Origin of the sequence: Anaerofustis stercorihominis DSM 17244, from assembly GCF_000154825.1 — a bacterium.
Lineage (GTDB): Bacteria > Bacillota > Clostridia > Eubacteriales > Anaerofustaceae > Anaerofustis > Anaerofustis stercorihominis.
In genome coordinates, this window is the sequence record NZ_DS560015.1 from 137,138 (window position 1) to 158,654 (window position 21,517).

At 33.0% G+C, this 21,517-nt stretch carries 20 protein-coding genes and 1 riboswitch; of the genes, 18 read left to right on the forward strand and 2 right to left on the reverse strand.

Translation table 11 applies throughout. The features are described from left to right. Nucleotides 1-16 precede the first annotated feature (16 nt). From ANASTE_RS00595 to ANASTE_RS00645, 12 genes are all read left to right on the forward strand, one after another. Entirely contained in the window at nucleotides 17-2,764 is a 2,748-nt protein-coding gene (locus tag ANASTE_RS00595; protein ID WP_007048910.1) for an ATP-binding protein, read from the forward strand. A gap of 495 nt (nucleotides 2,765-3,259) precedes the next feature. Next, nucleotides 3,260-5,491 (forward strand): ATP-binding protein, encoded by a 2,232-nt coding sequence (locus ANASTE_RS11145; RefSeq protein WP_341271221.1) that lies wholly within the window; start codon nucleotides 3,260-3,262, stop codon nucleotides 5,489-5,491. Next, the gene (locus tag ANASTE_RS11150; protein WP_007048913.1) at nucleotides 5,451-5,840 is read left to right on the forward strand and encodes a response regulator; all 390 of its coding nucleotides are present in this window, start codon (nucleotides 5,451-5,453) and stop codon (nucleotides 5,838-5,840) included. Before ANASTE_RS11145 ends, ANASTE_RS11150 begins: the two co-directional genes overlap by 41 nt. Before the next feature lie 115 nt (nucleotides 5,841-5,955). Further along, a riboswitch (Lysine riboswitch) is annotated at nucleotides 5,956-6,124 on the forward strand. A gap of 157 nt (nucleotides 6,125-6,281) precedes the next feature. Next, nucleotides 6,282-7,886 carry a Na+/H+ antiporter NhaC family protein gene (locus ANASTE_RS00605; RefSeq protein ID WP_007048915.1) on the forward strand — a complete coding sequence of 535 codons (1,605 nt, stop codon included), beginning with the start codon at nucleotides 6,282-6,284 and terminating at the stop codon, nucleotides 7,884-7,886. A gap of 195 nt (nucleotides 7,887-8,081) precedes the next feature. Further along, complete coding sequence (locus ANASTE_RS00610) at nucleotides 8,082-8,891, forward strand: amino acid ABC transporter substrate-binding protein (protein ID WP_007048916.1); 810 nt, start codon at nucleotides 8,082-8,084, stop codon at nucleotides 8,889-8,891. A 239-nt stretch (nucleotides 8,892-9,130) separates the two neighbouring features. Beyond that, nucleotides 9,131-9,781 (forward strand): amino acid ABC transporter permease, encoded by a 651-nt coding sequence (locus tag ANASTE_RS00615; protein ID WP_007048917.1) that lies wholly within the window; start codon nucleotides 9,131-9,133, stop codon nucleotides 9,779-9,781. Between the two features lie 11 nt (nucleotides 9,782-9,792). Next, nucleotides 9,793-10,479: an amino acid ABC transporter ATP-binding protein gene (locus ANASTE_RS00620; protein WP_007048918.1), complete on the forward strand. Its 687-nt coding sequence runs from the start codon at nucleotides 9,793-9,795 to the stop codon at nucleotides 10,477-10,479. Nucleotides 10,480-10,558: 79 nt separating this feature from the next. Next, on the forward strand, nucleotides 10,559-10,975 hold the full coding sequence (locus tag ANASTE_RS00625) for a DUF3795 domain-containing protein (protein WP_039944549.1): 417 nt from the start codon (nucleotides 10,559-10,561) through the stop codon (nucleotides 10,973-10,975). A 69-nt stretch (nucleotides 10,976-11,044) separates the two neighbouring features. Next, nucleotides 11,045-11,803, forward strand: coding sequence for a MerR family transcriptional regulator (locus ANASTE_RS00630; RefSeq protein ID WP_007048920.1), 759 nt, complete (start codon nucleotides 11,045-11,047; stop codon nucleotides 11,801-11,803). A gap of 55 nt (nucleotides 11,804-11,858) precedes the next feature. Continuing rightward, complete coding sequence (locus ANASTE_RS00635) at nucleotides 11,859-12,575, forward strand: ABC transporter ATP-binding protein (protein ID WP_007048921.1); 717 nt, start codon at nucleotides 11,859-11,861, stop codon at nucleotides 12,573-12,575. 1 nt (nucleotide 12,576) lies between these two features. Beyond that, entirely contained in the window at nucleotides 12,577-13,320 is a 744-nt protein-coding gene (locus tag ANASTE_RS00640; RefSeq protein ID WP_007048922.1) for an ABC transporter permease, read from the forward strand. Nucleotides 13,321-13,473: 153 nt separating this feature from the next. Continuing rightward, the gene (locus ANASTE_RS00645; RefSeq protein ID WP_007048923.1) at nucleotides 13,474-13,896 is read left to right on the forward strand and encodes a YjdF family protein; all 423 of its coding nucleotides are present in this window, start codon (nucleotides 13,474-13,476) and stop codon (nucleotides 13,894-13,896) included. Between the two features lie 36 nt (nucleotides 13,897-13,932). Here ANASTE_RS00645 and ANASTE_RS00650 read toward each other — a convergent pair whose 3' ends face one another. Continuing rightward, entirely contained in the window at nucleotides 13,933-15,204 is a 1,272-nt protein-coding gene (locus tag ANASTE_RS00650) for a BglG family transcription antiterminator (protein ID WP_007048924.1), read from the reverse strand. Between the two features lie 29 nt (nucleotides 15,205-15,233). Beyond that, nucleotides 15,234-15,911 carry a helix-turn-helix domain-containing protein gene (locus ANASTE_RS00655; RefSeq protein ID WP_007048925.1) on the reverse strand — a complete coding sequence of 226 codons (678 nt, stop codon included), beginning with the start codon at nucleotides 15,909-15,911 and terminating at the stop codon, nucleotides 15,234-15,236. 216 nt (nucleotides 15,912-16,127) lie between these two features. On the opposite strand from ANASTE_RS00655, the gene ANASTE_RS00660 reads away from it, so the two are divergent. From ANASTE_RS00660 to rlmD, 6 genes are all read left to right on the forward strand, one after another. Continuing rightward, nucleotides 16,128-16,574 (forward strand): PTS sugar transporter subunit IIA, encoded by a 447-nt coding sequence (locus tag ANASTE_RS00660; protein ID WP_007048926.1) that lies wholly within the window; start codon nucleotides 16,128-16,130, stop codon nucleotides 16,572-16,574. 14 nt (nucleotides 16,575-16,588) lie between these two features. After that, on the forward strand, nucleotides 16,589-16,891 hold the full coding sequence (locus ANASTE_RS00665; RefSeq protein WP_007048927.1) for a PTS sugar transporter subunit IIB: 303 nt from the start codon (nucleotides 16,589-16,591) through the stop codon (nucleotides 16,889-16,891). Nucleotides 16,892-16,905: 14 nt separating this feature from the next. Continuing rightward, nucleotides 16,906-18,324 carry a PTS transporter subunit IIC gene (locus ANASTE_RS00670; RefSeq protein WP_007048928.1) on the forward strand — a complete coding sequence of 473 codons (1,419 nt, stop codon included), beginning with the start codon at nucleotides 16,906-16,908 and terminating at the stop codon, nucleotides 18,322-18,324. A 22-nt stretch (nucleotides 18,325-18,346) separates the two neighbouring features. After that, nucleotides 18,347-19,288 (forward strand): NAD(P)-dependent oxidoreductase, encoded by a 942-nt coding sequence (locus ANASTE_RS00675; protein ID WP_007048929.1) that lies wholly within the window; start codon nucleotides 18,347-18,349, stop codon nucleotides 19,286-19,288. 111 nt (nucleotides 19,289-19,399) lie between these two features. Next, nucleotides 19,400-20,020: a class II aldolase/adducin family protein gene (locus tag ANASTE_RS00680; RefSeq protein WP_007048930.1), complete on the forward strand. Its 621-nt coding sequence runs from the start codon at nucleotides 19,400-19,402 to the stop codon at nucleotides 20,018-20,020. Between the two features lie 130 nt (nucleotides 20,021-20,150). Beyond that, on the forward strand, nucleotides 20,151-21,503 hold the full coding sequence (gene rlmD, locus ANASTE_RS00685; protein ID WP_007048931.1) for a 23S rRNA (uracil(1939)-C(5))-methyltransferase RlmD: 1,353 nt from the start codon (nucleotides 20,151-20,153) through the stop codon (nucleotides 21,501-21,503). Nucleotides 21,504-21,517: the final 14 nt, after the last annotated feature.

Genomic DNA, 21,517 nt, shown 5'->3' on the forward strand with positions numbered 1-21,517 from the left:
AGGATAGGATAGTTTTATGAGAGGTTTTGTTAAAAAAATAGGGGCTGTAGTTCTTGCTGTAATAATATCATTATCAGTATTTTGTGTGCCTGTTAATGCTAAAAATAATAAAAAAGTATTAAAGGTTGCATTTCCCGAAAGTGCGGGGATAAATGAAGTATATGAAGACGGTTCTTACGGAGGAAGTGTATATGAATGGTTAATGGAAATATCGAAATATACCGGCTGGGAATATGAATTCGTAAACGGGAATGCAGATGAACTTTTGGGCGAAATGATGCAGGGCAAATATGATATAATGGGCGGGATGCTTTATCAAAAGGATTTGGAAAAGTATTTTTCTTATCCCAAATATTCAATGGGAAGCAATTACTCTCTTCTAATATACCCTAAACAAGATGAAAGTATAAAAAGCTTTGACCTCAGTACTTTAAATGGCAAAACTATCGGCGTTTATAAAAAAGCCGGTCATAAAATAAAAAGACTTAAAATATTTCTCGATTCAAATAAAATAAAATGTAAAATAAAATATTTGGATTTAAAGGATTATGAATCTTGTCTTAAAAATAAAAAAGCTGATTTGATGCTTGGTTCCGATGTTTATATGAACGATGATTATAATGTAGCTGCTAAATTCGTCGCCGATCCTTATTACATTGTTACTTCGCATGATCAAAAGGAAATATGCAAAGAAATCAGCGATGCAATGGAAGAGATTTATGCCGCAAATCCTAATTTTGCCGACGAGCTTTATAATAAATATTTCCCTGAGCAGTATATAAATACAATAAGCTTTTCCAAAAGCGATTTATCTTTTATAAAAAATGCGGGAGCGATAAAGGTTGCAGTATCGGAAGAATTATATCCGATAAGTTATAAGGATAAAGAAGCAGACGGGATAATACCAGATATCATAAATCTGATATCTGAAAAAAGCGGACTGAAATTTACTTATGTAACCGCAAAGACATATGAGGATGCGCTAAACCTTGTAAAGGACGGTAAAGCGGATATCCTCGGAGGCTTTTTTGATGACAGTTATTTCGCGGACAAACAAAATTTAATATTGACAAAGTCATATATAAATGTAGACGGAGTAATACTCAAAAATAAAAATGCTAATACCGGTTCATCGAAAGTAACGCAAGCTGTTTTAAAAGGCGGAAATACAAATTCTGCAAGTAAAGATATTGTCTTAAAATATTATGATAGTTATGAAGAATGTTTAAAATCGGTCAATTCAGGACAAACCGACCAAACTATAATGCCCTCTTCCGTAATGGAAAGCTTATATTTGAAAAATTACTATCCAAATGTGATTTATACCTCCAGTGAGCATTCGTTACCGGGGCTATCCATAGCATTAAAGAAAGGTTCCGATTCAAGATTGTATACGGTTCTAAACAAGACGGTCAATAATATTTCTGAAACCGAAGCCGGAAACATAAAAAAAGATAATATGGTTTCAATAGGCGATAATAAGGTCAGCTTTAAATCTTATTATTATTCCAATCCAACTTTGGTAATTTCCATAATAGTAGGATTTATAATCTTGGTAGCTGTTATCATATTATTATTTATATGGTTTAAAATGAAAAATAATGTTATGAAGGTGAAAGTAGAAGAAGCTGAAGCCTCGTCAAAAGCTAAATCCGAGTTTCTTTCTTTGATGTCACATGAAATCAGGACTCCTATCAATGCGATAATAGGTCTTACAAATATTAATATGATGAACGAGGATTTACCTGAACCTTTGAAAAAGAACTTATCTAAAATTGATTCATCCGCACAATTCTTATTATCCTTGGTAAATGATATTTTAGATATGTCTAAAATTCAAAATTATAAAATGGTTATAAACAGTGAGTGTTTTGATTTGACTAAGGTTATAAATGATATTGATGAATTATTTATATCTAAAAAAGAAGAAAAATGTATAAAACTAACTTATGATATAGACCTTCAAAATAAATACTTTATGGGTGATAGTGTAAGGATCAAGCAGATAATATCCAATATAGTTTCCAATGCTTTCAAATTTACCGAAGAAGACGGAGAAATTATTTTAACTATCAGAGAGATTGTTAAAGATAGTAATTCTTCCGATGTTTTCTTTAGCATAAAAGATAACGGAATCGGTATCAAAGAAGATAAATTAAGTAAAATATTTGAAGCTTTTGAACAGGTTTCAATCAATTATAATAATGAAACCGGCACCGGACTGGGATTATTCATATGTAATCATTTGGTTAAGCTTATGGGCGGAGATTTAAAAGTAAAAAGTACAGAAGGTGAAGGTTCCGATTTTTACTTTACTTTGAATTTACCTATTGCTTCTGAAAAAGATGTAAAAAAAGAAATAGCGGAAAACAATATAACAAAGCTGGAAAATACGAGGGTCCTTATTGCAGAAGACAATGATTTGAATGCAGAGATAGTTATTTCCCTTCTTGAAATGAATAATATTAATGTTGAAAGAGCTTTAAACGGGGAAGAGGCTGTCACTTTATTTAAAGATAGTGAAGATAATTATTATGATTTGATTTTAATGGATATAAAAATGCCGGAAAAGGACGGTATTGAAGCCACCAAAGAAATCAGACGTATAAACAGTGATTATGCAAAAAACATACCAATAATTGCGATGACTGCCAATACTTTCGAAGAAGATAGAAAGAATGCTTTTGATGCCGGTATGAATGCATTTCTTTCCAAACCTTTTAATGTAGACGAATTTTATAAAATAATATCTGAAACAAAATAAATATATAGAAGCCTGAGATTAAATTTAGGCTTCTATTTTTATGATACATAGTAAAAATAAGTAATTTTTTTACTTTTTTATGTTCATAACTGTATAAGTTATTGATCAAACTTATTTTTTCTTTTACTTAAAATATTTCATATGATATAATTACTTTATATTAAAAAGGGGAAATCAGCTCATGAATTTGCAGGCATTTAAAAATAAACTTCTCAATTTAGCTGAAAAATTTGAACAAGTAAAATTTATCCAAGCCGTTAGACGTGGTTTTATTTTTATGATACCTATAATAATGGTCTATTCATTTTCCTCTGTTATTTTATCGATTCCGATACCTGCTTATCAATCTTGGCTCCAAAGTCAAAATATTAGATTTATATTTGATATAGTAACTTTACTTAATTCTGCGACTACATCGTATTTTTCTATCTTATTGGTTTTCTCCATATCTTGGTCTTATGCGGAAATTTTAAATATTAAAATGGTAAAAGTTTTATTCCCTTTGCTGCTTGTGCTTCTTTTTTGCTTATACTTGGAGTATCTAATGAAAATTTTGATATTTCATATCTCGGCGCTCCCGGTACTTTTTCGGCTATATTATCTGCTGTCGTATCTGTAAAATTGTTTGATAAAATCAACAGACTTAATATTCTAAAAATAAAAGACAGCGATAACTCTTTTATTTTGAATAAGATGATAATTTCGATATTCCCGATTGCAATAATACTGATTTTATTTGCATTGTTAAGTTATATTGTTTTTGCTTTAAGCGGCGGCAGCCTTCAAAATATCTTAGCCGATCTACTATATAAATTTTTTCAGTTGATAGGTGTACATAAGCTCATTCAAGGTATTGTATATATGCTTATGATACAGTCTCTTTGGTTTTTCGGCGTGCATGGGACGTATTTACTGTATCAGGTAAATGACGTTTATTTGAATGATTTATTGAATTTGAATATTCAAGCTATGTCCAATGGTTTTGTCCCACATGAGATCGTTAATACGGTTTTCTTGAATTCTTTTGTGAATATCGGTGGGTGCGGTGCAACTTTAGCACTTGTAATAATATTTTTAGTAATTAATAAAAAGAAAGAAAATGTTCATAAAATATCCAAATTTGGATTTATACCTTCTCTTTTCAATATTAATGAAATCATAACATATGGTGTGCCGGTTATCTTTAATCCTATTTTTTGTATTCCTTTCTTGATTGCTCCCGTAGTAAATTTGGTCGTTAGTTATTTTTCAACTATTATAGGATTTATTCCCGTAATAACACAAAATGTAAACTGGGCTTGCCCTATATTTGTAAGCGGATACCTTTCAACTCAAAGTATAAACGGGGTAATCCTTCAAATCGCGCTGATAGTCATTGATATACTTATATATATTCCTTTTGTGAATTTATATAACAGTAAAAAAGAGCTTGAAGAGTTGTTTACGGAAAGCGATATAGAAAATATAAAGACATTGAAAGAGGCTGAACACGATAGGATAAGGCTCATAAATTCGCTTAGTGATATGTACTATGCTGTGTTTGAGCTGAATTTGGAAAGTGAGCAGTGTGTTAAAGTTAAAATCAAAGATGAATATGATGATTTTGATGTAATCAATGATTTCTTTAATTATGTCGAAGGTTTTATAAAAGAAAATATTCCCCAGGATGAACAAAAAGACTTGCTTGAATTGTTGAATAAAAAGAATTTTATAAGAGCTTTGATCGAGCATGATGGAATACTCGAAATAGAGTATCAATGTAATTATAAAGGAAGTAATATATGGAACAGAGCAGGATATATACTATCTGAAATAAGAGATGATAAACCATATATGGTTACAGTGACCATAAGGAACGTAAGTGATATCAAAGTTGAGCAGGAAGCTCATAATCAAGCTTTGAAAGATGCATATGAAATGGCAAGGAATGCGAATAATGCAAAAACAGACTTCTTGTCCAGTATGTCACATGATATAAGAACTCCTATGAATGCAATAATGGGAATGACAGTCATAGCGAAGAACAATAAGGATAACGTCGAGAAACTTGAGGATTGTCTGGATAAAATAGAGACATCTTCCAATCATTTACTTGACTTGATAAACGATGTGCTTGATATGTCTAAGATAGAGAGCGGAAAAGTAACTTTGAATGAAGAACCTTTAGATTTAGATAGTATTATCGATGATGTATTAAATATTATTTTACCGACAGCAAGGGATAAACATATAACAGTTAAATTAAATAAAGAAATTAATCATGCTTTTGTACAAGGAGACGTTCTTAGGATAAATCAAATATTTTTAAATATATTGAGCAATTCTGTAAAATTTACTCCCAAAAATGGAAATATTCAAATATTTATAAGGGAAATCACTCCTGAGTATAAAAATTATATCAGTTATGAATTTAAATTTATAGATAATGGTATAGGAATGAGCGAGGAGTTTAAAGATAAAATATTTACGCCTTTTGCCAGATCCGAAGAATCCATAATTAAAAATGTAGAGGGTACCGGTCTTGGTATGTCTATAGTAAAGAATATCGTTGATATGATGAACGGTGAAATATATGTAAAAAGTAAGATCAATAAGGGAAGTGAATTTACTGTTATACTTCACTTGAAGTCTCAGGATGATATAAAAAATAAAACTGTAAAAGAAGATAAAATAGAAAATAAAAATTATGATTTTAAAGGTAAAAAAATACCTTCTTGTAGAGGATAATAAACTCAATATGGATATAGCTTCCGAAATAATCGGGTATACGGGAGCAGATATAGAAAAGGCAGAGAATGGGAAAGAAGCTTTGGAAAAATACTTGATAAATAAAGAAAATTATTATGATTTGATAATAATGGATATCAGGATGCCGATAATGAATGGTTATGAGGCAACCGAGAAAATCAGAAATTCAGGACGAGATGACAGTGAGACGGTCCCTATAATCGCAATGACGGCAGATGCATTCAGCGACGATATAAGAAAAACAAAAGAAGCCGGAATGAATGCTCATATAACCAAACCTTTTGATATAAATAAATTAATGTCTGTAATGAATGAAATGATAAAATAAGAGGTATTTTACCTCTTATTTTTTAGTTTAATAATAAATCATACATATAATATGTATCATGAATATTTAAAACTTGACAATATTCGTTAAACATGGTAAAAATTAATAGTAAGTGTAAAATGATAGAGGTGCGGTGTTCATCAGTATTATATAATGGAATTGCGGTGATTTTATATAGGAAAGGGGATACTGCCGAAGGATTTATTTTTACCGAAAAAGTAAGTCCTGGTATATTACAGAATATGTAATGTACTGTCACAAAGATGTGGAGCGCTATCCTAAAGCAAATAATTGCCATAAATGCGTTTTACTTTTTTGTATGTCATTTATGGCTTTTTTAGTTATTGGCAGCGTTTGGCTAAAAAGTGATTTTTATATGTTTTTATTTATTAAAAAACGATAAACGTAATGCTGTAAAGTATAAAATTAAAGGGGTTTAATATGAAATCATCAAAGAAAAAGATCTATACCGGTCTTGCTAGTTTTATTTTTATAATAATGCTGGCTTTTCCGATTTTAGGTGCCGAAGCAAGTGAGGCAAAGCCGGCTATGTATGCTACTATATGGTCATTACTTCCTCCTCTTATTGCGATTATTCTTGCTTTGATCACCAAAGAAGTTTACAGTTCTCTGTTCATAGGTATTTTAATCGGAGGCGTGTTTTACGCAGGCGGACAATTTGAAGGATCTGTAACGCACATACTTAATGACGGGATAGTTAAAGTTCTCTCAGATAGTTACAACGTTGGGATACTGATATTCTTGGTTATCCTGGGTGCCATGGTTGCACTCATGAATAAGGCGGGAGGTTCCGCTGCATTCGGTAACTGGGCAAGTAAGCACATCAAAACCAGAGTAGGTGCACAGCTTGCAACTATTGCTCTTGGGGTACTCATATTCGTTGACGATTACTTCAACTGTTTGACGGTAGGAAGCGTTATGCGTCCTATTACGGATAAACATAAAGTATCTCGTGCAAAGCTTGCATACTTGATAGATGCTACCGCAGCACCTGTATGTATTATCGCTCCGATTTCATCATGGGCGGCTGCCGTTACGGGATTTGTTAAAGGTGCAGACGGATTTTCCATATTTATCAAAGCGATTCCATATAACTTTTACGCACTTCTTACCATAGTAATGATGATTAGTTTGGTGCTTATGAAAGTTGATTTCGGTTCTATGAAAAAACATGAAGATAATGCTTCAAAAGGAGATTTACATTCTATACTAAACTCGGGATATGTCGATGAGACCGAGGATGAAGTAAATGATAAAGGAAAAGTAATCGACCTTGTGATACCTGTTTTAACATTGATTGCTTGCTGTCTTATCGGAATGATATATAGCGGCGGATTTTTCTCAGGTACAGGATTTGTTGAATCTTTCTCAAACAGTGACGCATCTGTAGGGCTTTCTCTCGGAAGTATGTTTGCTCTTGTAATAACGATTGCTTTATATGTATTCAGAAGAGTACTTAATTTCAGAGAATGTATGGATTGTATACCTGAAGGATTTAAAGCTATGGTTCCTGCAATATTAATTTTAACATTTGCATGGTCATTAAAAGCAATGACAGATAGCTTAGGAGCAGGTGTATTCGTTGCAGACTTTGTTCAAAACAGCGCAAAAGGATTTATGAATTTCCTTCCTGCAATTATATTCCTTGTTGGATGTTTCCTTGCTTTTGCAACGGGTACTTCATGGGGGACATTTGGTATATTGATCCCTATCGTTGTTGATGTATTTGCAAATAATCCTACACTTATGATCATTTCAATTTCTGCTTGTATGGCAGGAGCGGTATGCGGAGACCACTGTTCTCCTATTTCGGATACAACTATCATGGCGTCCGCAGGGGCAAGGTGTAATCATGTTAACCATGTATCCACTCAGCTTCCTTACGCTATTACAGCGGCTGTTATATCTTTTATTACATATATAGTTGCAGGATTTACACAAAGTGCATTGATATCTCTTCCTGTTGGTATCATACTTATGATAGGAGTATTGTATTTTATCAAGAAAAGAAATGTAAGTGCTTAATAAACATAAAAAGGACACCTATAAGGTGTCTTTTTTGTTTTAAATAATTATTTATCGTTTTTATCTAAAATAATAATTAAAACTTTAATTTAATAAATATTTTGAATATTGAAAAAAATGTGAAATTATGCTAATATAAAAGAGCTTAAGTATTTTAAGCGTATAAATTTTAAAGGGTGAAAGGATATTAAGATTATGAAAAAGAAATTAGCTTTGGTACTTGCTTTATTCATGGTAGCCGGACTTACTTTATTCGGATGCGGAAGCAAAGACGAAAATGCAAAAAATGATGACAAAACATTTGTGGTAGGATTTGATGCTGAATTCCCTCCATACGGTTATAAAGATGATGACGGCAATTATATAGGTTTTGACCTTGATTTAGCTCAGGAAGTTTGCGACCGTAACGGCTGGACACTAAAAAAACAACCTGTTGACTGGGATTCAAAGGATATGGAAATCGACTCCGGAACAATTGATTGTATTTGGAACGGATTTACGATGAACGGAAGAGAAGACGATTATACATGGACAAAACCATACATAGACAATAAACAAATAATCGTAGTAAACAAGAAAACAGGGATCAAAAACTTTAAAGGTCTTAAAGGCAAGACTGTAGAAACTCAAAAAGACTCTTCTGCACTTGCGGCACTTCAAGGAGATCAGAAGAAATTAGCGTCTACTTTTGCTACTTTGACCGAAGTTGCGGATTATAATTCTGCATTTATGGATCTTGAATCGGGTGCATGCGATGCTATAGCAATGGATATAGGTGTCGCAAATTATCAAATAAATTCAAGAAAGAATGCTTCCGATTTTGAAGTATTGGATGAAGTTATTTCTTCGGAAAAATATGCGGTTGGTTTCAAAAAAGGTAATACAGAACTTAGAGATAAAGTACAAAAAACTTTAGATGAAATGGCTAAAGACGGAACAGTAAATAAGATTGCAGATAAATATGCAGACTTCGGAGTTCCGGGTTCACTTTGTATAGGTAAATAGATTTATAACTTTGTTATTTATATATTTATTTAGAGCATAAATAAAAAATCGGTTATTTGAAAATATATTTTATAATATAAAATGACCGTAATAAAAAAAGAATATTTTAAAGATTTAAAAAATAGGTTGTGTTTTATTCAAATTTAAGGCAGAATATAATTTTGATCTTTAAAGTAAATATAACAGACATATAAATAAATCACAATAAACGTGATAAAAGTATTTAGGAGTATAACTGTATGAATTTAGGAGCAATGTTTACCGATTTAAGCAGCGGTATGGTAACATCTATAGAAATATTTGTGCTTACCTTGCTTTTTTCTCTTCCTCTCGGGCTTGTAGTAGCCTTTGGAAGAATGTCAAAAATAGCACCTGTAAGGTGGCTGGTTAAAATTTATATATCAATAATGAGAGGAACACCCCTTATGTTACAGCTCATGGTTGTATTTTGGGGACCGTATTACATATTCGGTATGCAGATTTCCAGCAGTTATAGAATGGTTGCGGTGCTTATAGGGTTTGCGGTAAACTATGCTGCTTATTTTGCGGAAATATACAGAGGGGGGATAGAATCTATGCCCGACGGACAGTATGAAGCCGCAAAATTGCTTGGATACAATAAATTCCAAACTTTCTTTATTATTATTTTTCCGCAGGTAATAAAGAGGATACTTCCCGCTACTGCAAACGAAGTGATAACACTGGTAAAAGATACATCTCTATCTTTCGTTATAGCGATACCCGAAATGTTTACAATGGCGAAACAGATCGCTGCGGCTCAGTCTTCCGTAGCCGCGTTCATCGCTGCTGGACTGTTCTACTACATATTTAACTTTATAGTTGCCTTTGTAATGGAAGGTATCGAAAAGAAGTTAAGCTATTATAAATAAGGAGGAATATCATGAGTTTACTTGAAATGAAAAATATTAAAAAGAGTTTTGATGATGTAGAAGTATTAAAAGATATTTCTCTTAAAGTAGAAAAGGGAGAGGTCCTTTGTATAATCGGTCCTTCGGGATCCGGCAAATCCACTCTTTTAAGATGTGCTACAAACCTTGAAACAAAGGACAGCGGCGAAATAAATTACCAGGGGAGTTTCGGACTTGTATTCCAAAATTTCAATTTATTCCCTCATCATACGGTCATGAAGAACATAGTAAATGCTCCCATAAAAGTTCAGAAGAGAGATAAGGACGAAGTCTATAAAGAAGCCAAGTCACTTCTTAAAAAAATGGGACTTGAAGATAAAGAAAATGCTTATCCCTGCGAATTATCGGGAGGGCAGCAGCAGAGGGTATCTATTGCAAGGGCACTTGCCATGAACCCCGACATTTTGTTTTTCGATGAGCCGACATCGGCTTTGGACCCTGAACTGACAGGGGAGATACTCAAAGTCATAAAGGATTTGGCTGCGGAGGATATGACCATGGTCATAGTTACCCATGAGATGAATTTTGCAAAGAATGTTGCTGACTATATAATATTTATGGAAAACGGATATATCGTCGAACAGGGAAGCCCCGAAGAAGTCTTTGCCTCTCAAAATACAAGAATGAAAGAATTCCTCGGTAAATTTGAAAATGAATAATTATGAAGGTGTGATATATTATCACACCTTTTTTATTTATGCTTACGTTTATGATATAATTAATAAAAGGAGATATATTATGAAAATGCCTGAAGTATCAGATGAAATCATGTTTGCACCCTGCGGGATGAACTGTACGATCTGTTACAGACACTGTTTCAGTAAAAGACCTTGTGAGGGATGCTTAAAGGGGGACAGAGATAAACCTAAGCACTGCAGAGTTTGTAAAATCAAAGACTGCGTTAGAGAACAGGGATATAAATACTGTTATGAATGCGGTGATTTTCCGTGTAAGCTGATAAAAAATCTAGAGAGAAGCTATAAGAAATATAAGGTAAGTTTGATAGAAAACAGTTTAACTGTCAGAGAAAAAGGAATCGGAGTATTTATCCTTGAACAGCGAGAAAAATATAAGTGCAGTGAATGTAAGGGGATAATCTCCATTCACGACAGAGTTTGCAGTGAATGCAATAAAGACTATAATGAAATACTTTGATACAAAAACCCTCCATTATATCACCTGAGTTTTATTAAATGATAAAATGTGTTAAAAAGGAGGTTATTAATGAATACTTATAAGACATCCGAGATTGCAAAAATAGTTGGTATACATCCAAACACCGTAAGGCTTTACGAAGAAATAGGCTTTATCCCAAAAGTAAACAGATTAGAGAACGGATATAGAGTATTTACAGATTTACATATCAAACAGTTTAAGATTGCCAGAAGAGCCTTAAGTATAGAGGTTCTGCAAAACGGACTCAGAAAGAGGGCTATAGAAATAATAACAACTTCTGCTAAAATGGATTATGATAAATCATTGATGTTGGTCAAAGATTATATAAATCAATTGGATATGGAAATTAATAATGCAGAAGAAGCCATTACAATAACTAAGAAGCTTTTAAATCAAGATTATGAATTGAATGGAAAAGTACTAAAAAGAAAAGAAGTATCCGCACTTCTTGATATTTCCATAGATACATTGAGGAACTGGGAAATGAACGGACTGATAAAGATAAAGAGGAAAGAAAACGGATATAGGATATATAACGATGAAGATATAAGAAAACTTAAGATAATTCGAACCTTGAGATGTGCAAATTACTCTTTGTCTTCAATCTTAAGAATGTTAAATGAACTATCGGTCGATCCTGATATAGATATAAAAGAAGTAATAGGGATGAGGGAAAATGACGAGGATATAATAACCGCTTGTGATAAACTCCTTAAATCTTTAAGTACCACAAAGGTTAATGCTTTAATCATAAAAGAAGAAATTGCAAAACTTAAAATCGATTATAAAAACAACCCTCCACTTTAACACCATAGTTTTATATGGTGTTATTATTTTGTAAAAATATAGGAGGAGATATATATTGAAAAAAACTATTGAAGTTAAAAATTTAAGCAAAAGTTATCAAGGAGTCAGTGTAGTAAAAAATCTTAGCTTTGATGTTAAAAGAGGCGAAGTATTTGGGCTGCTGGGTGCTAACGGAGCGGGAAAGAGTACTACAATAGAATGTATTTTAGGGACTCGTTCTATGGACAGTGGCAGTGCTTTTATTTTAGGTATGAGTCCTAAAAACGAGAGAAAAAATATATTTGAACAAGTCGGTGTTCAATTTCAGGAAACAAACTATCCTGATAAGATAAAAATATGGGAACTATGTGAAGAAACAGAAAGTCTTTACAATGATACAAAGGATTATAATATCCTTTTAAAAGAGTTCGGATTATATGAGAAGAGGAAAAATTATATTGCAGAACTTTCCGGAGGTCAGAAACAGAGATTATTTATAGTCTTAGCTTTGATACCAAATCCTAAAGTGGTATTTTTAGATGAGCTTACGACAGGTCTTGATACAAAGGCGAGAAGGGATGTTTGGAAATGTCTTCTTGATTTAAAGAAAAAAGGACTTACTATTTTACTTACATCTCATTTTATGGATGAAGTGGAAGAACTTTGTGATAATATTTTGATACTAAAAAAGGGAAATGAAGTATATAGAGGCAGTGTAGATAAAGCCATTAAAAACAGTCCTTATGAAAATTTTGAAGATGCGTATTTATGGTATTCGGGGGAGGAAAACTGATATGAAAACATTTTGTAAAATGCTTAAGACAGAATTTAAATTATCATTGAGAGGAATGGATATGTTTATTTTTTCAATATGTATGCCTCTTGTTATATTGGTGGTTTTGGGATTGGTATTCAATGGTAAGCCCGCTTATGATGGTACTGAATATTCATTTTTATCACTGTCTTTCGGCTCCATATCCACTATAGGGATATGTGCGGGAGGATTGATGGGGCTTCCTTTGGTTATTTCTGATTACAGGAATAAAAAGATACTAAAGAGATTTAAAGTAACACCCGTAAATCAAGTCACGATTTTACTGGTGCAGGTAAGTATTTATGCAATATACTCTTTTGTATCATTGATACTGCTTTATATTTGTTCATTTTTGTTTTTTGACTTTGCCGTTAAAGGGTCAATATTTACTTTTATGGGAGGATTTATACTTGTAATGTTTACAATGTTCAGTATAGGGATAATGGTAGGAGGTATTGCTCCAAACACTCAGACTGCTTCGGTAATTGCCAGTATTTTATATTTTCCTATGCTTATTTTCTCGGGAGCAACTCTTCCTTATGAAATAATGCCTAAAGTCATGCAGGATATTGTAAATTTTCTGCCTTTGACACAGGGGATAAAAATATTAAAAGCGGCGGTGCTTGGTTTTGAATTTCAAAATATATTGCCCGCTTTTCTTGTTATGGTAGTTATAACAGCTGTATGCAGTATTATATCTATAAAGTATTTCAGGTGGGAATAATATTCATCTTGACATTATATAATTAAATGGATAATATTTAAATTGCAAAGATAAAAACACTGTTCGGTTGGTAGTCCGGACGTAACTATAGTTATAAGTAACCTGCCTCCTTGGTTGTCCTTTCTTTGTTAATACTTAAAAGGAGGGATTTCTTTGGATGAAGTCAAATCAAAGCTTACTGTTTTCTTCGAAGATCCGTTTTATGTGGGGGTTATCGAAAGAGAATATGGGAAGAAGCTCGAAGTCACAAAAGTAACTTTCGGTAAAGAACCGACCGACGGAGAATTATTGGAATTTTTAAACAATAATTATTTCAAGCTTAAATTTATAAGGGTCAATCAAAGTGATAGAAAAAAAGATATTACGGAAATAAACCCCAAAAGGATGAAACGCATGGTCGGTAAGGAAATGAAAAAGAAAAGTATTTCTACAAAATCTCAGGATTTACTTAAAAAGCAGTATGAAGAAAGAAAACTTGAAGTAAAAAGTAAAAACAGAGAAGAAAATAAAGAAAAAGAAGAAAGACTTTTTGAACTCAGACAGATGAAAAAGAAGAAAAAACACAAGGGTAGGTGACCCTTGTGTTTTTTTATAAGATATAATTATTAAACATTATTGTTTCTCGAATTTTTTAAATATATCTATTATCTCCATATAATCTTTTGCATTTACAAGTTCTTCAAAGGCTTCTTTCGAGCAAAGTGTATTCATTAATTTAAATATCATATCCAAATTATCTTTACCTTCGAGAACTGAAAGTGCAATGACAAATTTAACGGGATCGTTTTTCTTATGTCCAAAGTGAACAGGTTCTTTTAATCTTAAAAAACTTCCTCCAAGCTCAATGACTCCGTACTTGGGGTTTGCATGTGCCAAAGCGATCCCCGGAGCAAATACGAAGTACGGATCGTTGTCCAAAGCATTATTTACCATTGCTCTTAAATAATCCGCCGTTATTTTCTTTTCCCACAATAGAGGTTCTCCCGCTATTATTATTGAAGATTTCCAATCCTCTACATTTTTATCAAGTAATATGTTTTCTTTTTTTAATAGTGTTGAGAAAAGTATTTTGCTATTTTCATTTGTTTTCTTTTCTTTTACTGAAGTTAAAGGCGTTTTGTTTTTTATGGTCGTTTCTTCTTTGATAGGTAAATTTCTCGATACTTCATTAAGCGTTTTATTTATTTTATCTACATCTTCATTTGTAAGGATAGGATTTACTTCTATCCATGGTATGGGAGCGCCCATTAAAGGTGTGGTCGTAATTATTAGGTCGTACTTTTGTGAAAATTCTTCGGGCTTTATAAATAATCTCGATTTTACATAATGAGATGAAACTACATCTTCTATTTTTATTTTAAATTGATTTTTTAGTTTTTCCGCTAAAAATTGTGAAGTTCCTATTCCCGCATGACACATTACAAGCACTCTTAATTCGTCAACGTTTTGTTTCATCCTTTCCAATGCCGCGACGATATGCATCAGTATATATGTCATTTCATTATCATCCAGCTTTATACCGAGGTCTTCTTCAAGTATGTAAATATTTTCCGATATTATTTCATAATCTTTTTTATAGTTTTTTAATAAGTCTTCTTTATATGGATTTATTATTTTTTCATTATTCTTTTGTCTGTTGTAAAGGCTTATTATATGTGCTGTAAGAAACTCCTGAAGTTTATAGTCGTTTAAAAAATTTATATCATATTCGCATGTAAGTCTATATAAGAAACTTTTTACTATGATATAAAAATTTATCTTCTGATTTGTATCTTTGCCTTCAGTTTTAAGAGACGATTTTTTCATTAGGTAATCGGCGAGGAAACATACTTCTTCGTTTATATACTCCTCTTTTATCGTATCTCCGTATAATAGCAGAAGCAAATGCTTTGAAATTTGTATATATTTTTCATTTATGTTTTTTTTCTTTGTTTTAACATAATGTTTATTATCTGTTCTGTAATGGATAATGCTGTTTTTACTTTATTTTTATAAATATTTAAATTTAATTTGTTATGTATAAACCAAATACATATGTTGTGGGTATCGTATTCCAAAAATTCTTTGCTGGATATATTTAATGTTTTTATCAATTTATATATCTCATTCCTTTTTATATGTTCATCCATATCGAGAAGGAATCCAAATCTTTTATTTTCATTTAACTTGATATCATTCTTTTCGAGTTCGTCCGATACTTTTTTTAAATCTTTATAAACCGTGACTTTGCTTGTAAATAATATTTTTTCAAAATCCGATAATGTCAAATGATCGTTATTAATAAATAAAAGAAGCTTGATAATAAACTGTCTTTCTTTGGATGTAAGCTTATATTCGTAAAAGCCTCCGTTTATTATTATGTTCAGAAGCTCTTCACCTTGTTCTTTCGTACCTGCAAAGCTGATTTTATCACCGTTTCTGTATAACAGGTCCTGCATATTGTTTTCAATCAAAAAATCTTCAATATATGAAAGATAATTTCTGACCATTCTGTCACTTACTTCAAATTTAAGCGATAAATCTTTAACTGTATATGATGTCAAATTATTATCGGATAAATATTTCAACACCTGATATGTACGCATATTCATTACAGTACACCTCTTTTACTCCTTTTTATTAAGTATAACATAAGATGATATCTCACTTCATTATAATATATTTCCATTTGATTTAGAAATAAAGTTATATAATAATCCTTCCGCTTAAATTGGAAATACTATTATATTTTTATTTGTCTTTATCTCTGATAAGATATAATTGTAAAAAGGAAATGCGCATTAAAAAACGAATGAAAGGAGCAGGATATGCTTAAAAAAGAATATATTTTGCGGGATATGGATTGCAGTAACAGTGAAGAAGCGATAAGAATGCTTGCGGATGTACTTGAAAAAGACGGAGCGGTAAAGGATACTTTTTGTAAAGCAGTAGTAGACAGAGAAAAAGAATATCCTACGGGACTGCCTGCTGTTGCCTTTGATGTGGCTGTTCCTCATACGACGGACAGTCATGTGAACAGACCGTCGATAGCGGTGGGATTTTTATCAAAACCCGTAATGTTCAGACAAATGGGTTCACCGGAAATAGAATTATACCCTGAAGTGATATTGATGCTTGCAATAAGCGATCCCGAAAAGCAATTGGTACTGTTAAAAAAATTAATGGTATTTTTGCAGGATGAAAATGCTTTGAAAAGTTTAAAAGCTTCGAGTACAAAAGATGAAGTTTATGAAATTGTAAATTCTTATATATAAAAGGAGAAAGAATTATGTCTAAAGAAATTAAAATATTGTCGGTTTGCGGTTCAGGTACGGTTACATCTTCAATGGTAGCAAATATGCTTATAGATATGTTTACCGATGAGGGATACAGTGTAAAAGCTGTCGAAACCATGCCATCGGAAATGGAAACCATATGTGCAAGAGAAAAATTTGATTTGATCGCACATGCAAGTCCGATATCAGATAATTACGGTATACCTGCTTTGAGTTCTATCGGACTTATTACGGGTATGGGAGTTGATGAATTTAAAGAAAAAGCATTGAATATATTTCATGATGCAGGAAAATAAAAGGAGGTAATGAAATGGCTTTTCTAGAAGTATTAAAAAATATTTTAGATACATTGGGGTCGGTTGTTATCGTTCCCGTTATGATATTTATTATTGCATTGTTTATGAGAGTACCTGTTAAAAAAGCATTTATTTCGGGACTATCTATAGGGATAGGTTTGGAAGGATTTAACTTGCTCATAGGTTCTTTCAGCGGAGTAATAGCTCCTGTAGTTCAAAGGATGGTAGATGTAAGCGGAATCAATCTGCCGATATTCGATATAGGCTGGCAGGCTGGTGCTATGATAGCTTATTCGACTAATATAGGTCTGTTGTTTATGGGACTTTGTATTGCGTTGCAGCTATTGATGTTTGCCACAAAATTTACTAATGTCTTTCAGGCGACCGATTTATGGAACAATTATTCTTATATGATTTACGGTTCCATGTGTTATTTGGTAACTAAAAATTTCTGGTTAAGTTTCGGATGTATGTTAGTACTTTTATTATTCACTACTGTATGTGCAGAGTTTATTTCCAGAAGGTTTGCAAATTATTACGGTTATGAAGGCTGTACAGTATCCATGTTACATATTGCGGGCGATGCTCCTTATGCTTTCTTTATGAACTGGCTGCTTAACAAGTTTGGTTTATATAAAATTAAAGCAGATCCAACCACATTAAAGAAAAGATTGGGATTTATAGGTGACCCGATGGTCCTAGGTGCAATAGTTGGTTTGATACTTGGGATTTCCGGAAACTTTGACAGGATGTTAACTCTTGAAGGTCTGGGTTCTATTCTAACTTGTACTATAGCTACATCAGCTGTTATGACAATATTCCCAAAAATCGCAATTATTTTTGCAGGTGCTTTCACTTCTATTACAAGTGCGGCGAGAAAAAATGCAAAAGGAAAAGATATGATTATTTCTGTAAATGACGCTACGGTTTACGGAGAAACAGCAGGACTCACAACAGGTTTGATTTGTATGCCTATAATATTGTTATTAGCATTCATCCTTCCGGGAAACAAAGTTTTACCTGTTCTGAATTTAGTGGCTATACCTTACGGAATGCTTACGTTTATTTCTATGTCCAACGGTAATATCGTTAAAAGTGTTATTTCCGCTTTAGGTAAATTGATTTTAACTTTATATATAAGTACATTGATAGCTCCTATGTTTACTCAAATAGCATTAAGTGTCGGAATAGAAATAGCTGCGGGACTTACTCTTGTTACAGCTTGGGGATCTGTTGACCATCCTATCGGGATTGCTGTTATGTATGCTTTCATTTCAGGAAATCCTCTTATTATAGGCGGGGTCATAGTTGCTGATATTTTATTCTATGTATTATTTAAAAAGAATAAAAATAAAATCTTGGATTTTGTTGAAAAAGAAGCATATAGAGGCATGGAAGATGTTACCGATAATGTTTCGGTCGACGCTGCTTAGCGGTTTATAGGAGGTTTATGGAATGAAGAAAAAATTGGGAATATGTATCCCTCTGAGCGATGAGGAATACAAAAAAGTTGAAGAGTATTGTGATATAACATATATTGAAACTAACGATATGAGTGAAGAAGACTTATGTGATAAGCTAAGCGGAAATGAAATCATTGTTACTATGGGTGAATATGCAGGGAAGACTACGATAGATAAATGGGCGGATAACGGGCTTGGATTCCTTATAAACGCGAGAGGGACCCCTACTATGGTAGATTGGCAGGCACTGCATGACAGAGGTATTCCTTTGGGTCACTGTCCGGGGAGGAATGCGGTTGCTGTAGTGGAATTTACGGTTGGTCTTATGATAATGCTTTTAAAGAAGATAAATCAAGCCATGATAGGTATGCATGACGGATATTATCTCGGAGAAGAAAAGGATAATGTATTTGACTATATAGAAAAGAAAGATGTAAATTGGAATTACGATGAAGGCAGTCCATATATGACTATGGGATTTGGGGGAGAACTTTACGGCAGAACCGTAGGTATAGTAGGTTATGGTGCAATAGGCAGAAAAGTTGCGAAAATATGCAAGGCTTTCAATATGACGGTTATGGCATATGACCCATACTTTCCAAAAGAAAAGATGGAAGAAGACGGTGCCATACCTTCAACTGTAGAAGATTTACTTAAAAACAGCGATATAGTTTCCATTCATCTTCCCGTTACGGAAGAAACGAGAGGGAGCATAGATGATGAATGGTTCAACATGATGAAACCTTCTGCTTTGTTCATCAATACTGCCAGAGCAGCTGTGGTAAAACAAGAGGCACTTGTTAAAGCCCTTGAAGAAGAAAAAATCGCGGGAGCCGCTTTAGATGTATTTTGGGAAGAACCTATAAAAAAATCATCCTCTTCTAAAGATGAAAAACGTTATTACGACCCCTCATATGGCATCGTTGACTTATGAAGTATATAATGTATGGACAAATAAGTTGGTTATAGACCATATTATAAGATACTGTGAGGGAAAACCTATGGAAAATATATGGAAGAAATTAAAATAAACAGGAGTTAAAGTATGAATTATAAAGAAGAGGTATTAAAATTTTCTCATATACTTGAGAATAAAGGTTATGTCAATGCTATGGAAGGTAATATTTCCATCGTTGACAGAAACAAAAACGAACTGTATATAACGCCGTCGGGAAAGAGAAAATTATTCCTCGATGAAGATATGATTTCAGTAATCGACTTAGACAGCGAAGAACAAATAGGAGGCTCATTGAAGGCTTCCAGCGAGTACAGACTTCATAAAGCGGCTTTACTCGCAAGACCCGATTGTAATGCTGTCATTCACTGTCACTGTACTTACTTGACTGCTTATGCTCTTCAGTGCGAAAGTGTGAAGATAGACTGCTGTACCGCATTTTTAGCTGTCAAGGGCGAGATACCATGTATACCTTTCGGAATGCCGGGAACTACGGAAATAGCAAACGGACTTGAGGATGCATTAAAGGATAAAAATATTTGTCTGCTGGGTAATCACGGGGTAATATGTGTAGCTAAAGATTTGGAAGATTGTTCAAAGCTCATTGAAGCAATGGAAGAAACTACAAAGACATTTGTCATCGCTAACCAAATCGGTAAAACAAAATCCATACCGAACTATGATGAAGTTTTATCCCGTTTTGGTTCATAATAAATTATTTAAAACCGAATAAAAGAAAAAACACAAGGTTTTATACCTTGTGTTTTTTTGTTATAAAGTTTTACTTTTTGTGTCTTATAATGTAAAATATATAAAGTAAATCGAATTAAATGAGGTAAATATGAAGAAGAAAGATATTATTGAACTTGATATAAAAGAAAGGATTTCCATGGATAAATCCATGGGGTTTTACGACGATAAGAAAGTAATAGTAAAAGGAGGACTTCCCGGACAAACCGCGGAAGTGTTCGTAAAGAAAGTAAGAAAGAACAGAGCGGAAGGAAATATAAACAGCATAATAAAAAAAGCGGATTATGAAATAGAGCCTATTTGCGATAAATTCAACATTTGCGGAGGCTGTTCTTTTCAAAATATCACTTACGAAAAACAGCTTGAGTTTAAGGAAGAATATATAAAGGGGCTGTTTGATAAAGCGGGGATAGAATACAAAGAATTTCTGCCTATCCTTTCGTCTCCTAAGGATACGGAGTATCGTAACAAGATGGAGTTTTCTTTCGGGGATATGGAAAAGGACGGACCTTTGTGTCTCGGTATGCATGAAAAAGGCAAGCACCATAATATAGTTTCAACAGATAACTGTCATATTGTAGACGGAGATTACAGAAGCATATTAAGCAAAACTTTGGAGTATTTTACCCATAAGAAAATAAAACATTATAATAAATTTTCCAAAGAAGGAACTCTTCGCCATTTGGTAATAAGAAAAGCGATGTACACAGGACAGATACTCGTGAATTTAGTAACCACATCTCAGGAAAAAATAAACATAGAAGAGTATAAAGATTTGCTTCTTGAATTAAATTTAGACGGAGAAATAGTCGGTATACTCCACACTATCAATGACTCGTTTTCGGACGCCGTAATAGCAGATGAAGTAAAAATCATCTATGGAAGAGATTATATAATGGAAAAATGTTTGGGACTTGATTTTAAGATTTCCGCCTTTTCATTTTTCCAGACGAATACTCTCGGAAGTGAAGTGTTATATTCCGTAGTCAAAGATTTTATCGGGGAAGAAAAGAGTGATGTGATACTGGATTTATACTGCGGTACAGGAACTATCACTCAAATACTAAGTGATAAAGCAAATGAAGTGTATGGAATAGAAATAGTTGAAGAAGCTATCGAAGCGGCAAAAATCAATGCGGAACTTAACAATATAGATAACTGCAGGTTTATCTGCGGAGATGTCCTCGAAGAAGTGGATAAAATAGATGTGAAATCCGACCTTATAATCTTGGATCCTCCTCGTGCGGGTATTCATCCAAAGGCAATAGATAAAATCATTTCGTTTAAGCCGAAGAAATTCGTATATGTAAGCTGCAAAGCTACGTCATTAATAAGAGATTTACCTTTCTTTATCGAAGCGGGGTATGAAGTGGATAAGGTAAGAGCCGTGGATATGTTCCCGCAGACGGGGCATGTGGAGACGGTAGTATTATTAACAAAATAAATATAAAAATTAGG

Excerpts from the sequence above, each read along its gene's own strand:
- ANASTE_RS00595 (WP_007048910.1), top strand. The coding sequence starts at position 17 with ATGAGAGGTTTTGTTAAAAAAATAGGGGCTGTAGTTCTTGCTGTAATA.
- ANASTE_RS11150 (WP_007048913.1), top strand. The coding sequence starts at position 5,451 with ATGATTTTAAAGGTAAAAAAATACCTTCTTGTAGAGGATAATAAACTC.
- ANASTE_RS00605 (WP_007048915.1), top strand. The coding sequence starts at position 6,282 with ATGAAATCATCAAAGAAAAAGATCTATACCGGTCTTGCTAGTTTTATT.
- ANASTE_RS00610 (WP_007048916.1), top strand. The coding sequence starts at position 8,082 with ATGAAAAAGAAATTAGCTTTGGTACTTGCTTTATTCATGGTAGCCGGA.
- ANASTE_RS00615 (WP_007048917.1), top strand. The coding sequence starts at position 9,131 with ATGAATTTAGGAGCAATGTTTACCGATTTAAGCAGCGGTATGGTAACA.
- ANASTE_RS00620 (WP_007048918.1), top strand. The coding sequence starts at position 9,793 with ATGAGTTTACTTGAAATGAAAAATATTAAAAAGAGTTTTGATGATGTA.
- ANASTE_RS00625 (WP_039944549.1), top strand. The coding sequence starts at position 10,559 with ATGAAAATGCCTGAAGTATCAGATGAAATCATGTTTGCACCCTGCGGG.
- ANASTE_RS00630 (WP_007048920.1), top strand. The coding sequence starts at position 11,045 with ATGAATACTTATAAGACATCCGAGATTGCAAAAATAGTTGGTATACAT.
- ANASTE_RS00640 (WP_007048922.1), top strand. The coding sequence starts at position 12,577 with ATGAAAACATTTTGTAAAATGCTTAAGACAGAATTTAAATTATCATTG.
- ANASTE_RS00655 (WP_007048925.1), bottom strand. The coding sequence starts at position 15,911 with ATGAATATGCGTACATATCAGGTGTTGAAATATTTATCCGATAATAAT.
- ANASTE_RS00660 (WP_007048926.1), top strand. The coding sequence starts at position 16,128 with ATGCTTAAAAAAGAATATATTTTGCGGGATATGGATTGCAGTAACAGT.
- ANASTE_RS00665 (WP_007048927.1), top strand. The coding sequence starts at position 16,589 with ATGTCTAAAGAAATTAAAATATTGTCGGTTTGCGGTTCAGGTACGGTT.
- ANASTE_RS00670 (WP_007048928.1), top strand. The coding sequence starts at position 16,906 with ATGGCTTTTCTAGAAGTATTAAAAAATATTTTAGATACATTGGGGTCG.
- ANASTE_RS00675 (WP_007048929.1), top strand. The coding sequence starts at position 18,347 with ATGAAGAAAAAATTGGGAATATGTATCCCTCTGAGCGATGAGGAATAC.
- ANASTE_RS00680 (WP_007048930.1), top strand. The coding sequence starts at position 19,400 with ATGAATTATAAAGAAGAGGTATTAAAATTTTCTCATATACTTGAGAAT.
- rlmD (WP_007048931.1), top strand. The coding sequence starts at position 20,151 with ATGAAGAAGAAAGATATTATTGAACTTGATATAAAAGAAAGGATTTCC.